Consider the following 16,229-nt stretch of genomic DNA (forward strand, 5'->3'; position numbering starts at 1 on the left):
CACGCTCACTTCAGGAAAAGCTTCCGCAGCCGCACGGTGGTGAGCAGCATGCCCAGTGCGGTCATCACCACGTAGTACCCAATGTGGACCGCGGTGGCGGGGGTAAACGCTCCCACGCTGATCTGGCGCAGCAGCTCCACGCCGTGCCAGAGCGGCATGGCCTGGATGAGCCACTGGATGTACTGCGGGTAAACGCTTAGCGGATAGAACGTGGCGCTGAACAGGAACATGGGCAGCATGATGAAGTTGATCCAGTCCATCTGCTGGAAGGTCTTCAGGAAGCTGGTGATCCCCATCCCCAGGCTGGCGAAGCCGAAGGCGATAAGGACGGATGCCGGAATCATCAGGATGGCCCACGGCGTGGTGATCAGGCCCATCAGACCCATCACCGCCGTGAACCCCGTGGCGTACAGCAGGCCGCGCAGGAGCGCCAGGAAGATCTCGCCAAGCGCCACGTCCAGCGGGCCCAGGGAGGTGTACAGCATGCCCTGGTAAAGCTTGGCGAAGTTCATCTTGAAGAACACGTTCCAGGTGGAGTCGTACACTGCACCGTTCATGGCCGAGACCGCGAGCAGGGCCGGCGCGATATAGGCGGCGTAGCTGATTTCCGTTCCGTCGGGCCCCTGCACGGCTCCCACAATGGCTCCGAGGCCCACGCCCATGGAGATCAGGAACAGCACGGGCTCAAAGAAGCCGGACAGCATGACCAGCCAGTTAGTGCTCCTGGTGGCCATCAGCCCCCGCGAGATCACGGCTTTGGCGTTGCGGGAATACAGGGGGCCGAACGTCCTGTTTCGCGCCTCTTCTGTGACGCTGTGGCCGGTGAGGATGCTCATTGCCCCATCCTCCGGATGAACTGGCGTTTTGTGAGGACCCAGCCGAACCCTGCGAGGGCCACGAGCACCACAATGTGCACCATAGTGAGGACCGGCGGTTCCTGGAACCCGTAGCTGAAGACCCGGCCCAGTTCGGTGCCGTGCCAGATGGGTGAGATCCAGCCGATCCAGCGGACGGCCAGTGGGAGGGTGTCCAGCGGGAAGAACGTTCCGGAGAACAGGAAGAGCGGCATCACGATGAAGCGCATCACCAGCGCGAACTGGCCCTTGTCGTCCCTGATCGACGCAGCGTAGGCCATCAGCGGCAGGCCGAAGGACAGTCCGGCGAGGGTTGCCACCGCGATGCCCGCCCAGCCCCAGCCGGACGGCGAGGCCCCGAAGAGTGCCACGGCCGCGAAGTAGATGGCGGACTGCAGCAGCAAGCGCAGCGTCACAGCCATGATCTGCCCGGCGGCGATCTGTTGCGGGGTCAGCGGTGAGGCATGCGGGCCGTAGTAGATCCGGCGCCATTTGAAACCGTCCATGACGGGGAACGTGAACTCGTTGGCGGCCGTCATGACCGCGGCCGAAACCAGCAGCGCCGGCGCAATAAAGGCCAGGTAGCTGACCCCGCCGAAGGCTCCGGAGTCCACCAGCGTGGCCAGTCCCACACCCATGGCGAACAGGTAGGCTACGGGCTGCCCCACGCTGTACATCAGGATCGACCAGCCGTAGCCCTTCATGACCCGGAGGACCTGTTCGGCATAGTAGAACGCACCCCACCGGCGCGCCCTGGCCGCGGAAACCTGCGGCGGGTGGGCGCGGGCCGTCGTCCCCTGCGGACCGGCTGTCCCCGTCAACCCGGCCTCCTCAGTCAACCCAGCCTCCTCAGTCAACCCGGCCTCTTAGTCAACGAGGCTCCGGCCGGTCAGCCGGAGGAACACGTCCTCCAATGAGGACCGGCGCACCAGTGATGTCAGTGGCCGCAGGCCACGGGAAGAGACCTCTTCAAGGGCTGCTTCGCCGTCGTGCGCGTAAATCAGCACCCGGTCCGGGAGCGCCTCGAGGCGTTCGCCGATTCCTTGGAGCTCGGGTCCGATCGTCGCGTTGCGTTCGGAGCCGAAGCGCAGCTCGAGCACTTCCCTGGTGGAGTGCTTGCGGATGAGCTGGGCCGGCGATCCTTCGGCCATGATCCTGCCCTTGTCCACCACGATCAGCCGATCGCACAGCTGCTCGGCCTCATCCATGTAGTGCGTGGTCAGGATCAGCGTGACACCCTGCTCCTTGAGGCGGAAGAGGCGGTCCCACAGGATGTGCCGGGCCTGCGGGTCCAGCCCGGTTGTGGGCTCGTCCAGCAGCAGGATGCGGGGCTCGTTGATGAGCGAACGCGCAATGGTGAGGCGCCGTTTCATGCCGCCGGAGAGGGCATCGACCTTGGATTTGGCCTTATCCGTGAGCTGTGCAAACTCCAGCAGTTCGTCGGCTTTCGGCTTCAGGTAGCTCATGGGCAGCCCAAAGTAGCGGCCATAGACAAGGAGGTTGTCCCGGACCCGCAGCTCCTCGTCCAGGTTGTCCTGCTGGGGCACCACACCCAGGTGCGCGCGGACCTCCGGCCCGTGGCTGTCCGGATCCAGGCCCATGATGCTGAGTTTCCCTGACGTGCGCTGGGTGACGGCGCCGATCATCTTCATGGTGGTGGATTTGCCTGCCCCGTTCGGGCCGAGCAGGCCAAAGGACTCCCCTGCCGGAACGCTGAACGAGATCCCGTCTACGGCGGCCACGTCGCCATAGGTCTTGCGGAGGTCCTCCGCAGCGATGACCGTTGCCTGCCGGGCGGGAAGTCCGTGGGAAGGGGTGGAAGACACGATGGCTTTGTTGTGCACCCTCCGCAGACTAGTGGAGCGCTTCTGAATGTGAAAGAGGACTCGCAGTTGGTCGCTTAAAGCCCGACGGCGGCCCGCACCTTGCGCGAAAAAGGTGCGGGCCGCCGTCGGGCGTTAATTATTGCGGCGGAACTAGGCGATTCCGGCGCCGCTTTTCTGTGCCAATTGGCGTTCCGCGGCCTCGACCACGTTGGTCATGAGCAACGCCACGGTCATGGGACCGACGCCGCCGGGGTTCGGCGAAATCCAGCCGGCAACCTCCGCAGCGGCAGGATCGATATCGCCGTGGACCTTGCTCTTGCCCGTCTCGGCATCGGTCTCGCGGGTGACACCAACGTCCAGCAGGGCTGCACCCGGCTTGACGTCCGCGGCCTTGACGATGTGCTTGGCACCCGCCGCGCCCACAATGACGTCCGCCTGCCGCAGCAGTTCCGAGAGGTTCTCGGTGCCGGTGTGCGTCAGCGTTACGGTGGCGTTCACGGACCGGCGGGTGAGCAGCAAACCGATGGTGCGGCCGATGGTGACACCGCGGCCCACCACCACCACGTGCTTGCCCGCGAGGCTGTAGCCGTTGCGCTCCAGGAGTTCGATGACGCCGCGGGGCGTGCACGGCAGCGGCGAGGTGATTTCGCCGCTGACGTTGAGCACCAGCCGGCCAAGGTTGGTCGGGTGCAGGCCGTCGGCATCCTTGGCGGGGTCAATCCGCTCCAAGATGGCATCGGTGTCCAAATGCTTGGGCAGCGGCAGCTGCACAATATAACCGTGGCAGGCCGGGTCAGCATTGAGTTCGTCAATGAGGGCCTCTACCTGAGCCTGGGTGGCATCCACCGGCAGCTCACGCTGGATGGAGTTCATGCCGACCTCCGCTGACTGTTTGTGTTTCATGGACACATACAGCTGCGAGGCCGGGTCCGCCCCGACGAGCACCGTGGCGATGCCGGGGATGACTCCGCGGGCGTTCAGGGCCGCGACACGCTCAACCAGCTCGGACTTGATGGCGGCAGCGGCTGCCTTGCCGTCAAGGATCTTTGCGGTCTGCGTCATAGACGGGTTCACCACTGCTCGTGTTGCGGGTAGAGCGGGAAGTCGGCGGCAAGCTTGTCCACGCGGGACTGCAGGGCCTCAACATCGGTCGCGGAGCCGGCCTTGAGCGCGGTGGCGATGATCTCGGCAACCTCGGTGAACTCGGCAGCGCCGAAGCCGCGGGTGGCCAGGGCGGGGGTGCCGATACGCAGGCCGGAGGTGACCATCGGCGGGCGCGGATCGAACGGGACGGCGTTGCGGTTCACGGTGATGCCCACGGAGTGCAGGAGGTCTTCGGCCTGCTGGCCGTCCAGCTGCGAATTGCGCAGGTCCACCAGGACCAGGTGCACGTCGGTGCCGCCGGTGAGGACGGACACGCCGGCCTCGGCGAGATCGGCCTGGTTCAGGCGGTCGGCGATGATCTTGGCACCTTCCAGGACGCGCTCCTGGCGCTCCTTGAACTCCTGCGTGCCGGCAATCTTGAAGGCCACGGCCTTGGCGGCGATGACGTGCATGAGCGGGCCGCCCTGCTGGCCCGGGAAGACGTTGGAGTTGATCTTCTTGGCCCACTCCTGCTTCGCCAGGATCACACCGGAACGCGGACCGGCGAGGGTCTTGTGCACGGTGGAAGTCACAACGTCGGAGTACGGCACCGGGCTCGGGTGCAGGCCTGCTGCAACGAGTCCGGCGAAGTGGGCCATGTCGGTCCAGAGGAGTGCGCCCACCTCATCGGCGATGGAGCGGAAGGCAGCGAAGTCCAGCTGGCGCGGGTAAGCGGACCAGCCTGCGATGATGACCTGGGGCTTCTCGGCGATGGCCTGCTCGCGCAGTTTGTCCATATCCACGCGGAAGTTGTCCTGCTCCACCTGGTAGGCAGCCACGTTGTACAGCTTGCCGGAGAAGTTGAGCTTCATGCCGTGGGTCAGGTGGCCGCCGTGGGCCAGGGACAGGCCCAGGATCTTGTCGCCTGGGGTGATCATGGCAGACAGGGCGGCGGCGTTGGCCTGCGCACCGGAGTGAGGCTGGACGTTAGCGTACTCCGCACCGAACAGTGCCTTGACGCGGTCGATGGCCAACTGCTCAGCGACGTCCACGTATTCGCACCCGCCGTAGTAGCGGCGGCCCGGGTAGCCCTCGGCGTACTTGTTGGTCAGGACAGAGCCCTGGGCTTCCATCACGGCCCGCGGGGCAAAGTTTTCGGAGGCGATCATTTCCAGGGTGCCGCGCTGGCGGCCAAGTTCCTGGTCGAGGACTGCAGCGATTTCGGGGTCAAGCTCGGCCAGCGACTGGTTGCTGACTGCGGCTGTTGTGGTGGCGGTAGTAGTCACGAAAAACTCCTGGCTAGGGATACGGGCACTGCTAAGGTCAGGCTACCGGCTGGCGCACACAACCGCCCTGGATGACAGGGCGTGAAAGTGCGCGGGAAAGAGACTGTTTCCCCTCAGGGTTGCAGCACTTGTCCGGCAAGACATGACCCTCGGCCCAGGCGTACGATCCGTGGTCTTCGTGATTGCCGCTCCCTGGTGGTTAAGCCACCCAACGCCAGTTGCGACCTCCCAAGACTACCAAAAACGGCGGTGCCACGCGGGTAGGCTGGTAAGCGTGAGTGATGAGCAGCTGAACCAAGCGTATGTAGTAACCCTGTCCTGCCCGGACCGCCCCGGAATCGTCCACGCCGTGGCCGGCGCCCTGCTGGTGGCCGGCTGTAACATTTTGGACTCACAGCAGTACGGCAGCCCGGCTACCGGCAACTTCTTTATGCGCGTGGAAGCCACGACGACGGCCTCCCGCGCCGAACTCCAGGCCGCCCTGGAGCCGGTGGCGGCAGCCTTCGGGATGCAGTGGAGCCTGCACGAAGTCGGCCAGAAGGTTCGTACCCTGCTGATGGCGAGCACATCAGCGCACTGCCTCAACGACATTCTCTTCCAGCAGCGCTCCGGCACCCTGCCCATCGAGATTCCCGCCATCGTCTCCAACCACCGGGACCTCGCCGGCCTGGCCGAGTTCTATGGAATTCCGTTCCACCACATCCCGGTCACGCCGGACACAAAGGTCCAGGCCGAGGACAAGCTGCGCGCCCTCATGGCGGAGCACGATATTGAACTCACTGTGCTGGCCCGGTACATGCAGATCATTTCCGATGACCTCTGCGCGGAGCTCACCGGCAAGGCCATCAACATCCACCACTCGTTCCTGCCGTCCTTCAAGGGTGCCAAGCCGTACCACCAGGCCCACGCCCGCGGCGTGAAGCTGATTGGCGCCACGGCCCACTACGTCACGGCGGCACTGGACGAAGGGCCCATCATTGAGCAGGAAGTGATCCGGGTGGACCACGCCCGGACCCCGGAACAGTTTGTGCAGATGGGCCGGGACGTCGAGGGCCGCACGTTGGCGCAGGCGGTCCAGTGGCACGCCGAGCACCGGGTGCTGCTGGATGGCAACCGGACAGTCGTTTTCAACTGACGATTTCCTGATGGAGGGTGGCCATGGGCGCAGCGGCCGGTACCGGGACAGGTGAACCCGGTAGCGGGCAGCGCGAGCGGTTTATCAGCCTCCTCAAGGCAGAGGGCCGCCACAGCATCCTGGAGATCGGTGCCGGCCTGGGGGTGGACGGCCTGCGGTTTGTCCGCGCCGGCATCCATTACACGGGTGTGGACCCCTCCGAGGAGAACGTCCACCTGGCCCGCAGCAAGGGCCTGGACGTCTCCGTGGCGAGCGCCCGGCAACTGCCGTTCGCGGACGGGACGTTCCCCGCGGTCTGGGCTATGAACAGGGTGCAGCACATCCCCGCCGGCGATATTGACGGAGTACTGCGCGAACTGGTGCGGGTGACGGCACCCGGGGCGCCCATCGCCGTCGGACTTTGGTCCGATGAGAATGAAGAGCGGATACGGCAGGTCTTTGGCCGCCACGGTGCTGTAGAGGATTTTGTCTCCTGGCAGGAAGCGGCCGGCGCCGAGTCCGGTCCGGGCGCCGGGATATGGGCCCAGCATTACGAGTTCGTCATCCTCCGGACTCCCTCCTGGCCGGGGGCGTGAACGGATGTCCTAGGCTTGGCCCTATGGCTCCTCTTCACACTTTCGCCGGCCATGCTCCGGCCGTCCACGAATCCGCGTTCATCGCCCCCACGGCGTCCATCATTGGCAACGCAGCCCTCGCCCAGGATTCCAGCGCCTTCTACGGAGTGTCCGTCCGGGCTGACACAGCAGCCATCATGGTGGGACCCGGCAGTAATCTGCAGGACAACGTGGTGCTGCATGCCGATCCCGGCTTCCCCTGCACGGTCGGGGCGGGTGTCAGCGTGGGGCACGCCGCCGTCGTCCATGGCTGCACGGTGGAGGACGACTGCCTGATCGGCATGGGCGCCACCATACTGAATGGCGCCGTGATCGGCACCGGTTCGCTGGTGGCGGCCGGCGCCGTGGTCCTGGAGGGGACCGTTGTGCCGCCCCGCTCGCTGGTGGCGGGCGTCCCGGCGAAAGTCCGGCGGGAACTCACCGACGAGGAGTTCGACGGCGTCAAGCAGAACGCCGCGCGCTACGTGCAGCTGGCCCGTGCCCACCGCGAGCTGCACGGCTAGTCCCCACCCGCTCAGTCGAGGCTGATGGGCCCGATGGCGTCCAGGAGTTCGCCCGGACCGGGGTTGTCCCGCGCCGACGTCCCGCCCAAGTGGTTCACCACGCCCCACACCGCGTTCAGGCCGGTGGTCACGGCGCCTTCGGCCCAGCCCGCGGTGAAGGACACGTCGTCACCGGCGAGGAAGATCCCGCGCTGGGATTCGGGCAGCTGATCCTGCTTGAAGTGCGTGAAGAGGCGCTGCTGGTAGCGGTAGTGCCCCGGCAGGTTCGCCTTGAAGGCACCCATGAAGTTGGGGTCCGCTTCCCAGGAAACGGTGATGGGCTGGCCCACGATGTGGCTGGCGATGTCCACGCCCGGGTAAATCTGCTCAAGCGAGTGCAGCATCAGCTCAACGCGTTCGTCGGCGTCCAGCGACAGCCATTTGAGCGCGTCATCGTTCCAGGTGTAGGACAGCAGGATCACGGCTGGCTTGTCCGGGCCGTCGTCCAGGAGGTACGTGGCCCTGTTCAGCCGGTCCGTCAGGGTCATGGACAGCACCTCACGTCCGGTGTCCGGATCGATGTCCTTCCAGAACGGCCGGTCCACCATCACAAACGTCTTGGACGACTGCATGTAGTGTGAGCGCTCGATCGCGGTCCACAACTCGGCCGGGAAAAGTGCCTCCTCGGTGTGGATTCGCGTGGACAGCAGCCATGACTGGCACGTGGTCACCACGGCAGGGTAGCCGGCCTCGCGGCCCCAGCGCTCCCGGATCCGAAGGTCTCCGTCTGCATCGCGGCTGATCTTGCCCACAGCCCCGCGCGGCGAGCCGGAGTGGAGTGATGCGAGTGACGTCCCGTCCGGCCAGTGGGCCATGCCCGACGGCGCGTGCTGCCACAGTGCCTCGGGCAACCGTTGCGCTCCCCCGCTGATGAGCAGGTGCTGGTCATCGGCGTCGGTGTAGACCACGCGGAGGATTTCCAGGATGGAGTTGGGGAAGTCGGTGTCCCAGCCGCCGGTGCCGAACCCTACTTGGCCAAAGGCCTCACGGTGGGCAAAGCCGGCTTCCTTGAAGGACTCGCTCCCGGCAATGAACCCATAGAAGGTCTGCTCGTCCATGAGCGGCAGCAGCGCGTTCCAGAGGTCCTTGATCCGGCCGGTGTCCCGTGCCCGGATGGCCTCCTGCATTTCGGCGAACTTCGCGCCGTCGTTCACGGCGGCCTTCCAGGCCTCGGCCACCTCGCGGAAGAACGGCGGCAGGTCCTGGGCGGTCTCCGCGTAGTGCTTCTGGCCGGCCAGTTCGATCACGGTGCTCGAGGTGACGGGCGCCAGCGGGTTGGGGAAATCCTGGGTGTCCAGTCCCAGCAGGTCCACGTAGTGGTAGAAGGCCCTGCCGGACACGGGGAACCGCATCCCGCCCAGGTCTGCCACCACGCCGGGAGCGGACGGGAAACTGGCCGTCCGCAGGCGGCCGCCGATCTGGTCCGCTTCGTAGACGACAGGGCGCAGGCCCAGCTTCATGAGTTCGTACGCCGTGACGAGGCCCGATAGGCCCGCCCCTACAACGGCCACCTCGGTGCCGTAGAGCTCCGGCGGAACCGCACCGAGTCCTGCGGGATGGGCGAGGTAGTGATCGTAGCTGAACGGAAAATCGGGGTTCAGCATGGTGATGGGGCCAGCCTGGGTGCTGGACGGGTCAGAGGCCGGGAGTTCGGTGGCGATGGTCATGAAAGCTCTGCCTTCGTTTGCTCGGTAGTGGACAGCGGTGAAGATTCCGGCCTGCTCAGCTCACGGTATTCCTCGGTGCTCAGCGCCGCCACCCTGGAGTTCCGGCGTCCGTAACCGAAGTAGGCTGCCAGGCCCACCAGCATCCAGATTCCGAAGGTGACCCAGGTGTCGGCACCGAGGTTGGCCATGAGGTAGGCGCACATCAGGGCGCCGAGGACCGGGGTCAGGGGGAAGAGCGGTACGCGGAACGTGCGCTTCAGCTCGGGCCTGGTGCGGCGCAGGTAGATTACTGCCACGTTGACCAGGGCGAAGGCGAACAGGGTTCCGATGCTGGTGGCGTCGGCGAGGGCACCGAGCGGGACCAGCCCTGCGGTGAGGGCGACGGCGGTGCCCACCAGGAGCGTGCCGGCGGCGGGGGTGCCGGTCCGCCGGGAGACGCGGCCGAAGATTTTCGGGATGAGGCCGTCGCGGGACATGGAGAGCAGGATGCGGGTCTGGCCGTAGAGGACGGTCAGCACAATGCTGGCGATGGCCAGGACTGCGCCGACGGCGAAGAGGAGGGCGATCCACGGCTGGCCGGTGGTTTCCTCCAGGATCTTCACCAGGGCGGCTTCGGTGCCGTCGAACCAGCCCCACGGGCGGGCGCCGATGGCTGCGACGGCCACCAGGACGTAGATGGTGGTGACGATGACCATCGAAAGCATGATGGCGCGGGGCAGGTCGCGCTTGGGGTTGCGGGCTTCCTCGCCGGCGGTGGAGGCGGCGTCGAAGCCGATGTAGGAGAAAAAGACCCGGGAAGCGGCCGCGGAGACTCCGGCGGCACCCATGGGCAGGAGCGGTTCAAAGTTGCCCGCGTTGAAGGCGGTGAAGGCCACGGCGCAGAAGAAGAGGAGAATGCCCACCTTGACCACAACGATGGACGTGTTGATCCAGGCGCTTTCCTTGGCGCCGCGGACCAAGAGGACGGTTGCCAGCACCACGATGACCATGGCCGGAATGTTGACCAGGCCGCCGTCGCCCGGGGGCTGGGAGACGGCTTCGGGCAGGCCCTGCCCGAACACTGCCAGGGCCTCGTTCACGTACTGGCCCGCCCCGACGGTAACGGCCGCGACCGAAACGGCGTACTCGAGGACCAGGCACCAGCCGCAGATCCAGGCCATGCCTTCGCCCATGGTTGCGTAGGTATAGGAATAACTCGAACCGGCGACGGGGACCATGCCGGCCATTTCCGCATAGGACACTGCGGAAAGGAGTGCGGCGAACCCGGCGATGGCGAACGAGATCCAGATCGCGGGCCCGGCCAGCGGAACGGATTCGCCGAGGATCACCAGGATGCCTGTTCCCAGGGTTGCGCCGACGCTGATCATGGTCAGCTGCATTACCCCGAAGCTGCGGACCAGTTTCGGTCCGCCGTGGCCGCTTTCCGCTTCGCTGACCATCTGTCCGATCGGTTTCCGGCGCAGCAGTTGCGCGCCCAGCCCGGGACGGCCGGCTGCGCGGCCCGTGGCCGGACCGGAGAGTGTTGGCACAGTCATCGTTGACGTCCGTTCGTGAGTAGTTGGTCGGGTTCCCCCACCCAGCGTAGGCGTGTGAGCCGCATCTCAGAGGTGTGCAAAGTGACCTATAGTTTTCACTCATGAGACGTAATGCACCAAATATAAACAGCGCTGGAGTTTCCGGGCCGGGGTTCCGCCGTGCAGCCTGAAGCTGCGGAACACCTCGACGCCGTAACCCTGGGCCAGTTTCTGGCAGCACTCCCCCGGGACCTCACCGTCCTGCATGACGCCGGAAACGCCGGCGCGCCCCTGCGCTGGGTGGAGCCCAGCGAACTGGAAGATCCCACGCCGTACCTGCTGGACGGGGAGTTCGTGCTGACGGCGGGACTGCCGTTCCTGGACGACGGCGGCACAAAGGAGCGCGCGGAAGGGTACGTCCGGCGGCTGGTTGGCGCCGGCGTCGCGGCCTTGGGATTTGGCTTGGAGCCCTACTTCGACGCCGTCCCGGACCATGTGCTCTCGGCGTGCCGGGCGCATCAGCTCACCCTGGTGCAGATCCCCAGCAGCGTCCCCTTCGCCGCCATCGGCCTGGAGTTCTCCCAACTCCTGGAATCCGGCAACGCCCGGGTCTTCCGTCAACTGGCGGATACCAACCGGCAACTGATGCGGGCCGTGCTGTCGGCCAGGCCCGAGCATGAACTCCTCTCGGCCCTGGCGCAGCGGGTCCCGGTGTGGGCCCAGCTTTTCGGGGCGGACGGCCGCGTGCGTGCCCGTGCCGCAGCAACCGGAACCGGCGGGGCCAGCCCCGCGGCCGCCGTCGAGCCGTCCGCCCTGCAGCCCATGCTCAAGCGGCTGCTGGCTGGCAACGGCCCGCGGGTGGAGACGGACTCGTTGCCCACGAAGGGTTCAGCCCTGGTTTTCGGCCATCCGCTCCGGAGCACCAAGGACGCCACGCTCGGGGCACTGATCCTGGGCACGGACAGGGCGCTGACCCCGGCGCAGAACAGTGTGGTGTCCTCGGTGGTGGGGCTGCTGGAACTGCTGGTGCGGCAGCGCACCAGCGGCTCGCTCGCCCCCAGCCAACTGGCAACGGCCCTGCTGTTGCATCCGGAGAGCCTGGCCGCCGGCTCAACCCGGGAGCTGAACGTCCTCAAGGATCTCCTGGCGCAAAGCGTTTCAGGTACCCGCTCTGGTGCCCTCCGGGTGGTTCTGGGCGTACGGGCGGACGCGTCGGCGCCCGCGTCGGCCGATGGCCCTGTCAGGGAATTGCTGCAGTGGCGCAGGCTGTTTGATACGAAGATGGTGGAACTGACGGACTACGGGTTTGCGGCCGTCACCCGATTCAAGGTGGACGACGCACTGCTGCGTGAGGTGGAGGAACTGGGCTGGCGCCTGGTGGTGGGCGATCCCACGGAAATGGCCGGGCTTCCTGCCGCGTACCAGCGCGCTGCGTCGCTGCGATACCGCGTTCAGGCGAGCGGCGAAAGCGTGCGCGTGGATGACGTCACGTGGTCGGTCACGGGACTGTTGGGGCGGGGCGCCGGGAGCATGCTCGCGGCCAGGCTGCTGGAGCCGGTCCTGGCGCAGGAATCTGACCGCCGCGGCGCCCAGCTCAGTGTCCTGAAGTCCTGGCTGGGCGAAAACGGCAACTGGGATGCCACGGCCAAGGTCCTGGGGATGCACCGGAACAGCGTGCGGCGCCAGATCAATGCACTGACCGAGCTGCTGGCCATGGACCTTGGTTCCGCCCAGGTGCGGGCGGAGCTGTGGATTGCCCTGCAGTACGTGGACGGTTTGGAGGACGGGGTGCTTCAGATGCCCCAGGACCGGTAGAGCTCCGGGCGGCGTTCACGGAGATAGGGCACCACGTCACGGGCTTTTCGGGCGGCGTCCGGATCCACCTCGGCGTACAGGAGTTCGGTTCCCGGTCCCGCCGTGGCCAGCAGCGTACCGTCAGGTCCGGCAATGACGCTACGGCCGAGGAATTCGCAGCCGTCCTCGGTTCCGGAATGGTTGGCATAGGCGATGGTCACCTGGCTTTCCAGGGCCCGGGCGCGGAGCAGCACCTTGGGAACGGTTTCGAAGCCGTGGGCCAGAGCGGTGGGCACCAGGAGCAGCTCTGCCCCGCCCAGCGCGGCGGCCCTGACCGTTTCCGGAAATTCCACGTCGTAGCAAATCACCATCGACGTCCGGAACCCGTTGAAATCGACGACGGCGGGACGCGCCTCGGCGGGGCTGAACGCCGCGCGTTCGTCATCGCCAAAGAGGTGCACCTTTGCGTAGGTGAGAAGCTCAGCGCCCGAACCGTCCACCAGCGTGGAGGTGATATGCCAACTGCCGCCGTCCGTGACCGCCGGAACACTGTAGACCAGCCCGATCCCGTGGCGGCGCGCGATTCCGCGCAGTGTCTCCCTGATGGCAGGAAGCTGGGACGGGTCCAGTTCAGCGCGGAGCCGCAGCGGGGCGTAGCCAACGGGAAACAGTTCAGGTGTGACCAGGACTGCTGCGCCTGCCGCGGCGGCAGCCCGGGCAGCCGCATCCAGAGCCGCGCAGTTTGCATCGACATCGAGTACGCGGGCGTTTGCCTGCATAAGGGCCAGCAGCACCGTTACCACCTCACATGATCGGGACGGCAACAGGAAATATGCGTCCGCTTTTTCCAGCCTAGCCACCGGCCGGCTTCGGCGTCCCGGGCCAATTGCACCGGCTGCAGCCCCGCGGAGGACGGATTATCCCGTTACATGCACCTCCTCCTGTACGCTGCTTGCGTTAACTTCTTGACTACAACAGTAAACGTAAGGCAATCTACTTTTTATGTCCGCCACATCGCGCCCGACGAAGAGCAGGCCGAAAAATCCGGGGTCGCAGTCTGCCCTCCGGCAACTGAACCAGCAGCGGATCATCGAGACCCTGATGAGCGGCCCGTCCACGCAGGCTGAACTTGCCCGGCAGACAGGGCTGTCCACCGCCACGGTCTCCAACATCGTCAAAATCATGCAGGATGCCGGCCTTGCCTCGACGGAACCGATCACCAGTTCCGGCCGGCGGGCGCTCAATGTCCGGCTCAACAGCAACGGCGCAGTGGCCGTGGGAATCGACTTCGGACGGAGGCATCTTCGTGTCGTCCTGGCCTCCCTGAGCTACCACGTGATCGCGGAAGAATCGGTTCTGCTGCCGCTGGGCCATCAGTCGGAGGAAGGCATCGCGGCCGCTGTCCTGCTCCTTGACAAGCTGTTGCAGGAAAGCGGTGTGGACCGCGCCGCCGTGGTGGGTGCCGGCGTCGGCATCCCGGGGCCCATCGACCGCCGAACGGGGACGGTGGCACAGGGGGCGATCCTCCCGGAATGGGTGGGGATCAACATCCTCCAGCACCTGGAGGAAACCCTGGAAATGCCCGTGTTCGTTGACAACGACGCCAATTTGGGAGCCTGGTCCGAAGTTACCTGGGGACCTCATTCCGGGGTCAGCAACCTGATGTTCCTCAAGATCGGATCGGGCATTGGCGCGGGTCTGATCCTCAACGGCGCACCCTACTACGGCACCGTGGGTATTACCGGCGAAATCGGCCATGCCACCATCCATGAGCATGGCCTGGTGTGCCGCTGCGGCAACCGCGGCTGCCTGGAAACCATCGCGTCCACCACCACCATGATTGAGCTGCTTGGCCGAGGGGAAGACCCACCCCTAAGCCCTGCTGACATTGTGCGGAAAGCCCTGGCGCGTGATTCCGCCACGCTGCGGGTGGTGGACGACGCCGGCCAGGCCGTCGGGCGCGCACTGGGCAACGTGGCCAACCTGATCAACCCCGAAGTGATCGTGGTGGGTGGACCCCTCGCGGGGCTGGGCGACCTGCTGCTCGATCCCATCCGGCGGGGCCTGATCCGGCACGCCGTCCCGGTGGTCGGCGAAACCACCACCCTGACAATGTCTTCGCTGGGAGACCGCGCGGAAGCCCTCGGAGCAGCGGCATTAGTGTTCCAGCACGCAGGGATCCGCAGCGCGTAGTCCATTTCGTTATCCGGCAATTGCGTTAAAGACTTGACGACAACCGGTGTAATCCAGTTTACTTTTTCATCAGACGAACCCTGCGCTTTGCAGGGCGGACAAAGAAGTCACGTATTGGAGGCGTAAGGACAAATGACGTCCCAACCCACGCACACTGACCCCGTCATTCTGGAGATGCGCTCCATCACCAAGGAATTTCCCGGCGTCAAAGCACTGTCCGAAGTAAGCCTCCGGGTCAAGGCAGGCGAGATCCACGCCATCTGCGGCGAAAACGGCGCCGGCAAGTCCACCCTGATGAAGGTGCTCTCGGGTGTCTACCCGTACGGCACCTACGACGGCGACATTGTGTACCAGAACGAGGTCCAGCAGTTCCGGGACATCCGGGCCAGCGAACATGCCGGCATCGTGATCATCCACCAGGAGCTGGCGCTGATCCCCGAGCTGTCCATCACGGAGAACATCTTCCTGGGAAACGAACCCACCAAACGCGGGGTCATCGACTGGGCCGAGGCCCGGCTGCGCTCCACTGAACTGCTGGCCAGGGTGGGCCTTCGAGAAGACCCGGACACCCCCATCAAGGAAATCGGCGTCGGCAAGCAGCAGCTCGTGGAGATTGCCAAGGCACTGAACAAATCCGTGAAGATCCTCATCCTGGACGAGCCCACGGCGGCATTGAACGAATCGGACTCCCAGCACCTGCTGGACCTGATTCTCGGGCTCAAGGGCAAGGGCATCACCTCAATCATCATTTCGCACAAGCTCAACGAGATCGAGCAGATCGCCGATTCCATCACCATCATCCGTGACGGCAAATCGATTGAAACCCTGGACGTCAAGGCCGACGGCGTTGACGAGGACCGCATCATCAAGGGCATGGTGGGCCGCGCCCTCGAATCCCGTTTCCCGGACCACACCCCCAAGATTGGTGAGGTGTTCTTCGAGGTGAAGGACTGGACCGTGGCGCACCCGCAGATCCAGGACCGGATGGTCTGCAAGAACTCCAACTTCTTTGTGCGCCGCGGTGAGATTGTGGGTTTCGCAGGGCTCATGGGCGCCGGCCGGACCGAGTTGGCCCGTTCCATCTTCGGCCGCTCCTACGGCCATTTCGTATCCGGACAGGTCTACATGCATGGCAAGGAAGTGACGCTCAAGAGCGTTCACCAGGCCATCGACGCCGGTCTCGGCTACGTCACCGAAGACCGCAAGTCCCTCGGCCTGAATTTGCTTGATGACATCAAGACCACCACGGTCTCGGCCAACCTGGAGAAGATCAGCAAGCGCAGCGTTGTGGACACCAACAAGGAATTTGAGGTTGCCGAGCAGTACCGGAAGTCCCTGCGGACAAAGGCTCCTTCGGTGCAGGAGGGCGTAGCCAAACTGTCCGGCGGAAACCAGCAAAAGGTCGTCCTGGCCAAGTGGATGTTCACGGATCCCGAACTGCTGATCCTGGACGAACCTACCCGCGGGATCGATGTTGGAGCCAAGTACGAGATCTACGGCATCATTCAGCAACTCGCGAACCAGGGTAAGGGCGTGATTGTGATTTCCTCCGAGCTGCCGGAACTGCTGGGACTCTCGGACCGCATCTACACCATTTTCGAAGGCGCAATCACCGGCGTCCTGAACAAAGAAGAAGCCAGCCAGGAAAGCCTGATGAAGCTCATGACCTCCGCCCGAAAAGCCGCCTAACCCTCTGGGCCTTCCAGAACCTTCCAGATACG

General features: G+C 65.3%; 14 protein-coding genes and 1 riboswitch. Of the genes, 6 read left to right on the forward strand and 8 right to left on the reverse strand.

The features are described 5' to 3' along the window. Window positions 1–5 precede the first annotated feature (5 nt). The 5 genes from J2808_RS10730 to glyA all read right to left on the reverse strand — a co-directional run bounded on the left by J2808_RS10730 (window position 6) and on the right by glyA (window position 5,049). Window positions 6–836, reverse strand: coding sequence for an ABC transporter permease (locus J2808_RS10730; RefSeq protein ID WP_309815793.1), 831 nt, complete (start codon window positions 834–836; stop codon window positions 6–8). Continuing rightward, window positions 833–1,693 (reverse strand): ABC transporter permease, encoded by an 861-nt coding sequence (locus J2808_RS10735; protein ID WP_309815796.1) that lies wholly within the window; start codon window positions 1,691–1,693, stop codon window positions 833–835. Before J2808_RS10735 ends, J2808_RS10730 begins: the two co-directional genes overlap by 4 nt. A gap of 27 nt (window positions 1,694–1,720) precedes the next feature. After that, window positions 1,721–2,680, reverse strand: coding sequence for an ABC transporter ATP-binding protein (locus J2808_RS10740; protein WP_309815798.1), 960 nt, complete (start codon window positions 2,678–2,680; stop codon window positions 1,721–1,723). A 150-nt stretch (window positions 2,681–2,830) separates the two neighbouring features. After that, the gene (locus J2808_RS10745) at window positions 2,831–3,742 is read right to left on the reverse strand and encodes a bifunctional methylenetetrahydrofolate dehydrogenase/methenyltetrahydrofolate cyclohydrolase (protein ID WP_309815800.1); all 912 of its coding nucleotides are present in this window, start codon (window positions 3,740–3,742) and stop codon (window positions 2,831–2,833) included. Window positions 3,743–3,750: 8 nt separating this feature from the next. Then, on the reverse strand, window positions 3,751–5,049 hold the full coding sequence (gene glyA, locus J2808_RS10750) for a serine hydroxymethyltransferase (protein WP_309815803.1): 1,299 nt from the start codon (window positions 5,047–5,049) through the stop codon (window positions 3,751–3,753). 145 nt (window positions 5,050–5,194) lie between these two features. Further along, window positions 5,195–5,281, reverse strand: a riboswitch (ZMP/ZTP riboswitch). Between the two features lie 42 nt (window positions 5,282–5,323). Here glyA and purU point away from each other — a divergent pair. Genes purU through J2808_RS10765 form a run of 3 tightly spaced genes read left to right on the forward strand, consistent with a single transcriptional unit; the run spans window position 5,324 to window position 7,301 of the window. Further along, window positions 5,324–6,184: a formyltetrahydrofolate deformylase gene (gene purU, locus J2808_RS10755; protein WP_309815805.1), complete on the forward strand. Its 861-nt coding sequence runs from the start codon at window positions 5,324–5,326 to the stop codon at window positions 6,182–6,184. Window positions 6,185–6,207: 23 nt separating this feature from the next. Next, window positions 6,208–6,759 carry a class I SAM-dependent methyltransferase gene (locus J2808_RS10760; protein WP_309815808.1) on the forward strand — a complete coding sequence of 184 codons (552 nt, stop codon included), beginning with the start codon at window positions 6,208–6,210 and terminating at the stop codon, window positions 6,757–6,759. Window positions 6,760–6,782: 23 nt separating this feature from the next. After that, window positions 6,783–7,301 (forward strand): gamma carbonic anhydrase family protein, encoded by a 519-nt coding sequence (locus J2808_RS10765; RefSeq protein WP_309815811.1) that lies wholly within the window; start codon window positions 6,783–6,785, stop codon window positions 7,299–7,301. 11 nt (window positions 7,302–7,312) lie between these two features. Here J2808_RS10765 and J2808_RS10770 read toward each other — a convergent pair whose 3' ends face one another. Both J2808_RS10770 and J2808_RS10775 read right to left on the reverse strand, forming a co-directional pair. Further along, entirely contained in the window at window positions 7,313–9,007 is a 1,695-nt protein-coding gene (locus J2808_RS10770; protein WP_309815814.1) for a flavin monoamine oxidase family protein, read from the reverse strand. Beyond that, the gene (locus J2808_RS10775) at window positions 9,004–10,542 is read right to left on the reverse strand and encodes an amino acid permease (protein ID WP_309815818.1); all 1,539 of its coding nucleotides are present in this window, start codon (window positions 10,540–10,542) and stop codon (window positions 9,004–9,006) included. Before J2808_RS10775 ends, J2808_RS10770 begins: the two co-directional genes overlap by 4 nt. Window positions 10,543–10,701: 159 nt before the next feature. On the opposite strand from J2808_RS10775, the gene J2808_RS10780 reads away from it, so the two are divergent. After that, the gene (locus J2808_RS10780) at window positions 10,702–12,336 is read left to right on the forward strand and encodes a PucR family transcriptional regulator (protein WP_309815821.1); all 1,635 of its coding nucleotides are present in this window, start codon (window positions 10,702–10,704) and stop codon (window positions 12,334–12,336) included. On the opposite strand, the gene J2808_RS10785 is transcribed toward J2808_RS10780, so the two are convergent. Next, window positions 12,315–13,109 carry a carbon-nitrogen hydrolase family protein gene (locus J2808_RS10785; protein ID WP_309815825.1) on the reverse strand — a complete coding sequence of 265 codons (795 nt, stop codon included), beginning with the start codon at window positions 13,107–13,109 and terminating at the stop codon, window positions 12,315–12,317. The two genes, J2808_RS10780 and J2808_RS10785, sit on opposite strands and share 22 nt — an antisense overlap. A 208-nt stretch (window positions 13,110–13,317) precedes the next feature. Here J2808_RS10785 and J2808_RS10790 point away from each other — a divergent pair, with 208 nt between their 5' ends. Both J2808_RS10790 and mmsA read left to right on the forward strand, forming a co-directional pair. Further along, complete coding sequence (locus tag J2808_RS10790) at window positions 13,318–14,508, forward strand: ROK family transcriptional regulator (RefSeq protein WP_309815827.1); 1,191 nt, start codon at window positions 13,318–13,320, stop codon at window positions 14,506–14,508. 132 nt (window positions 14,509–14,640) lie between these two features. Next, entirely contained in the window at window positions 14,641–16,197 is a 1,557-nt protein-coding gene (gene mmsA, locus J2808_RS10795; RefSeq protein WP_309815830.1) for a multiple monosaccharide ABC transporter ATP-binding protein, read from the forward strand. Window positions 16,198–16,229 lie beyond the last annotated feature (32 nt).

This window comes from Pseudarthrobacter sulfonivorans, from assembly GCF_031454915.1.
Taxonomy (GTDB): Bacteria; Actinomycetota; Actinomycetes; order Actinomycetales; family Micrococcaceae; genus Arthrobacter; species Arthrobacter sulfonivorans_C.

Bases quoted from the DNA above. Each gene is read 5' to 3' on its own strand.
- J2808_RS10730 (WP_309815793.1), bottom strand. From the start codon at position 836: ATGAGCATCCTCACCGGCCACAGCGTCACAGAAGAGGCGCGAAACAGG.
- J2808_RS10745 (WP_309815800.1), bottom strand. From the start codon at position 3,742: ATGACGCAGACCGCAAAGATCCTTGACGGCAAGGCAGCCGCTGCCGCC.
- J2808_RS10760 (WP_309815808.1), top strand. From the start codon at position 6,208: ATGGGCGCAGCGGCCGGTACCGGGACAGGTGAACCCGGTAGCGGGCAG.
- J2808_RS10765 (WP_309815811.1), top strand. From the start codon at position 6,783: ATGGCTCCTCTTCACACTTTCGCCGGCCATGCTCCGGCCGTCCACGAA.
- J2808_RS10770 (WP_309815814.1), bottom strand. From the start codon at position 9,007: ATGACCATCGCCACCGAACTCCCGGCCTCTGACCCGTCCAGCACCCAG.
- J2808_RS10775 (WP_309815818.1), bottom strand. From the start codon at position 10,542: ATGACTGTGCCAACACTCTCCGGTCCGGCCACGGGCCGCGCAGCCGGC.
- J2808_RS10790 (WP_309815827.1), top strand. From the start codon at position 13,318: ATGTCCGCCACATCGCGCCCGACGAAGAGCAGGCCGAAAAATCCGGGG.
- mmsA (WP_309815830.1), top strand. From the start codon at position 14,641: ATGACGTCCCAACCCACGCACACTGACCCCGTCATTCTGGAGATGCGC.